At 39.0% G+C, this 3,463-nt stretch carries 4 protein-coding genes and 1 pseudogene; 1 reads left to right on the top strand and 4 read right to left on the bottom strand.

Going from position 1 to position 3,463, the window contains the following annotated elements:
* Positions 1 to 181: 181 nt before the first annotated feature.
* Genes GQR52_RS20200 through rph form a run of 3 tightly spaced genes read right to left on the bottom strand, consistent with a single transcriptional unit; the run spans position 182 to position 1,995 of the window.
* Positions 182 to 562: a diacylglycerol kinase gene (locus tag GQR52_RS20200; protein ID WP_007583384.1), complete on the bottom strand. Its 381-nt coding sequence runs from the start codon at positions 560 to 562 to the stop codon at positions 182 to 184.
* A 56-nt stretch (positions 563 to 618) separates the two neighbouring features.
* Positions 619 to 1,263, bottom strand: a complete 645-nt coding sequence (pyrE, locus tag GQR52_RS20195) for an orotate phosphoribosyltransferase (RefSeq protein WP_007583381.1) — start codon at positions 1,261 to 1,263, stop codon at positions 619 to 621.
* 18 nt (positions 1,264 to 1,281) lie between these two features.
* Positions 1,282 to 1,995 carry a ribonuclease PH gene (rph, locus tag GQR52_RS20190; protein ID WP_002958890.1) on the bottom strand — a complete coding sequence of 238 codons (714 nt, stop codon included), beginning with the start codon at positions 1,993 to 1,995 and terminating at the stop codon, positions 1,282 to 1,284.
* A gap of 179 nt (positions 1,996 to 2,174) precedes the next feature.
* Here rph and GQR52_RS20185 point away from each other — a divergent pair, with 179 nt between their 5' ends.
* Positions 2,175 to 3,035: a YicC/YloC family endoribonuclease gene (locus tag GQR52_RS20185; RefSeq protein WP_002958889.1), complete on the top strand. Its 861-nt coding sequence runs from the start codon at positions 2,175 to 2,177 to the stop codon at positions 3,033 to 3,035.
* Between the two features lie 340 nt (positions 3,036 to 3,375).
* On the opposite strand, the pseudogene GQR52_RS20180 reads toward GQR52_RS20185, so the two are convergent.
* Positions 3,376 to 3,463: pseudogene (locus tag GQR52_RS20180) on the bottom strand (elongation factor Tu); the annotation flags it as partial.

The following is a 3,463-nucleotide window of genomic DNA, read 5'->3' as shown; positions in this document are numbered from 1 at the left end:
TCCCGTCTCAGTGGGGTCGCATTATAGGGAGATCCGAAAACAGATCAACCCTTTTTTGAAGAAAACTTGAAATAATGTGCTGTTCGCTGAGTATTTGAGCTAAACACGTTAAAAACACAACATAACTAGCAAATTATTAACAACTAAAGGTGTTTAAACTTCACTAATATTAAAAGTGAGCTTAAACGATCTTCATATAAAGACTTACACCCCATATGATCAATACGATCGTTAATGAAAGTGTTACGGCTGCAGATCCCATATCTTTGGCTCTACCTGACAATACATGCAATTCTGTACTTACTCGATCTGTTAATGCTTCAATGGCAGAGTTTAGCAATTCAACTATTAGAATAATAAGCAGTGAGCTAATTAGTATTGCCCAGTGTAATAATGATGAAGCAAGCCAAAATGAAGTGGGGAATAATATAAGGCTTAGTAATAGCTCTTGTCTAAATGCAGCTTCTTCTTTAAATGCTGCTTTAAAGCCAAGATAGGAGCAATAGGTTGCTTTGAAAACGCGTTTGAGGCCTAAGCCATTTGGTTTTAATACATCTTTCATTAATAAACTCTATGAATGAAGGTCAAAATAAAGCCCCGCACTGCGAGGCTTTTTATTTATGCTACGCCGTATTGATCACGGTAAGCTTTAACTGAGGCTAAATGCTCGCCCATCGTCCCTTGGTTTTCAAGGTAACTAATAAGGTCTGCTAATTTTACAATAGAAATTACTTTGGTATTAAAGTCGCGTTCAACTTCTTGAATAGCTGATAACTCGGCTTTACCTTTTTCTTGGCGATCTAATGCAATTAAAACACCACTAAGGTCTGCACCATTTTGTGCAATAATTTCCATGGACTCACGAATAGCGGTACCTGCGGTAATTACATCATCAACTAGCATTATTTTGCCATTGAGTTCTGAGCCTACTAATGTACCACCTTCACCGTGTGCTTTTTTCTCTTTACGGTTAAAACAGTACGGTACATCTTTATCATGGTGATCTGCTAATGCAACTGCCGTCGTTGTTGCTATTGGGATACCCTTATACGCGGGACCAAATAGTACATCGTACTCTATCGCTGAATCTTCTAATGCTGATGCATAAAAACGACCTAAGCGTGCTAAGTCACGACCTGTATTAAACAAACCGGCATTAAAAAAGTAAGGACTTATGCGCCCTGACTTCAAAGTAAACTCACCAAATTTTAATACCTGCTTCTCTAGAGCAAATTCTATAAACTCTTTTTGATAATCTTTCATATCTAGTGGCCTACCTATTTATGCTAATGCTTGCTTTTGTACGTCAATGATTTCACGAATAGAATGTTTAGCTAAAGTAAGTAACTCATCTAGCTCATCAAACGAGAAAGGTTCGCCTTCGGCTGTACCTTGAATTTCTATAATTTTACCTGTTTCGGTTAAAATTACATTCATATCAGTTTCTGCTGCTGAATCTTCAATATATTCTAAATCGCTAATTGCTTGGCCTTTATATATACCTACCGAAATAGCTGCAATCATATGCTTAAGTGGGTTTGAGTTAATCATACCCTTTGCACGCATGTGCGTTAGTGCATCAACAAGTGCAACACATGCACCACTTATAGAAGCAGTACGTGTACCGCCATCTGCTTGGATTACATCACAGTCAATAGTGATTGTGTTTTCGCCAAGTGCTTTTAAATCAACAGCAGCACGCAGTGCACGTGCAATTAAACGTTGAATTTCCATAGTACGACCGCCCTGCTTACCACGTGCAGCTTCTCGAGCATTACGCGTATGCGTTGCTCGCGGTAACATACCGTATTCAGCATTGATCCAACCTTTACCCTGACCTTTCATGAAACGAGGAACGCCCGATTCGACAGTAGCTGTACAAAGTACTTTGGTGTTACCAAACTCAACAAGTACTGAGCCTTCAGCATGCAAAGTATAATTACGTGTAAATGTAACAGGTCTAATTTGGTTAGGTGTTCTTTCGCTTGGACGCATTGACGATCCCCTTAATTCAGAATTTGCGACATTATAAGTGTATGTGGGTATAGATACCATGCTGATTTAAATAAATAGCTGTATGCAAAATATTCAGTGTATTAAATTTTCCCTAGAGCTTAAGCGGTGTTACGGTATAATCATCGTAATATTGTATTTATAAATTTAGGAAAATATCCATGATCCACAGTATGACAGCTTATGCGCGTCGCGAAATAAAAGGCGATTGGGGAACTGGCACTTGGGAAGTTCGTTCAGTGAACCAGCGTTACCTTGAAACATTTATTCGCGCACCAGAGCAATTTCGTGGCATGGAGCCAGTTATTCGTGAGCGTTTACGCAAACACTTACAACGCGGTAAAGTTGAGGTTTTTTTAAAGTTTGTAGCAAATCCTGCCCATGTTGGTGAGCTATCAATTAACCAAGCCCTTGCTGAGCAACTTATAAATAGCGCTAAATGGGTTCAACAGCAAAGTAATGGCGACATTAATCCGGTTGATATATTGCGTTGGCCTGGTGTTATGGAAGCTGAAGAACTTGATATGGATAGCGTTAATACAGCACTAATTGCTGGTCTTGATCAAGTAATCGAAGATTTTAAATCAGCTCGTGGCGATGAAGGTGCAAACCTTGAAGAAATGATAGCAATCCGCCTTGATGCGATTTTAGAGCAAGTAGAAATTGTAGAAACGCATATGCCTGAGATTGCTAAGTGGCAGCGTGAAAAACTGGCTCAAAAGCTAGAAGACTTAACAGCAAACATTGACGAGTCACGCCTTGAACAAGAACTTATTTATCTTGCTCAAAAACAAGATGTAGCTGAAGAATTAGATCGTTTAAAGTCTCACGTTAAAGAAACTAAAAAAATCCTTAAAAAAGGTGGCGCATGTGGCCGCCGCCTAGATTTTATGATGCAAGAATTTAATCGTGAAGCTAACACGCTAGCATCTAAGTCTATCAATAGTGACATCACTACTGCCGCTGTAGAGTTAAAAGTGTTGATTGAACAAATGAGAGAACAGATCCAAAATATTGAATAGTTTTCAGCCAATTATGGCATATTCATAACTTATCAAAACCCGGGCTAGGCTCGGGTTTTTTATTAATACCAATAATATTTTGAATGTTGTTACCAAGCATCTTCGTCTAATGTGAGATTCTCACCTTCAAATCACTCTTTATTTTAGTCATTAAAAAGCCCGAGGCTAAGCTCGGGCTTTTTGGTAACAATTAGCTAGGCTAATAATTACGCTTTGAACGTTACTACAACGCACCTACGCCTAAAGTAAGAGCGCCACCTTCATATGACACTTTATTCTAGACATTAAAAAGCCCGAGACTAAGCTCGGGCTTTTTGGTAACAATTAGCTAGGCTAATAATTACGCTACGATAGTTGCTACAACACCAGCACCTACAGTACGACCACCTTCACGGATAGCAAAACGAAGACCTTCATCCATCGCGATT

This window comes from Pseudoalteromonas sp. 31A1, assembly GCF_011378815.1.
GTDB lineage: Bacteria > Pseudomonadota > Gammaproteobacteria > Enterobacterales > Alteromonadaceae > Pseudoalteromonas > Pseudoalteromonas arctica.
This window is presented reverse-complemented; position numbering and strand designations above follow the sequence as displayed.

Bases quoted from the DNA above. Each gene is read 5' to 3' on its own strand.
- GQR52_RS20200 (WP_007583384.1), bottom strand. From the start codon at position 562: ATGAAAGATGTATTAAAACCAAATGGCTTAGGCCTCAAACGCGTTTTC.
- pyrE (WP_007583381.1), bottom strand. From the start codon at position 1,263: ATGAAAGATTATCAAAAAGAGTTTATAGAATTTGCTCTAGAGAAGCAG.
- rph (WP_002958890.1), bottom strand. From the start codon at position 1,995: ATGCGTCCAAGCGAAAGAACACCTAACCAAATTAGACCTGTTACATTT.
- GQR52_RS20185 (WP_002958889.1), top strand. From the start codon at position 2,175: ATGATCCACAGTATGACAGCTTATGCGCGTCGCGAAATAAAAGGCGAT.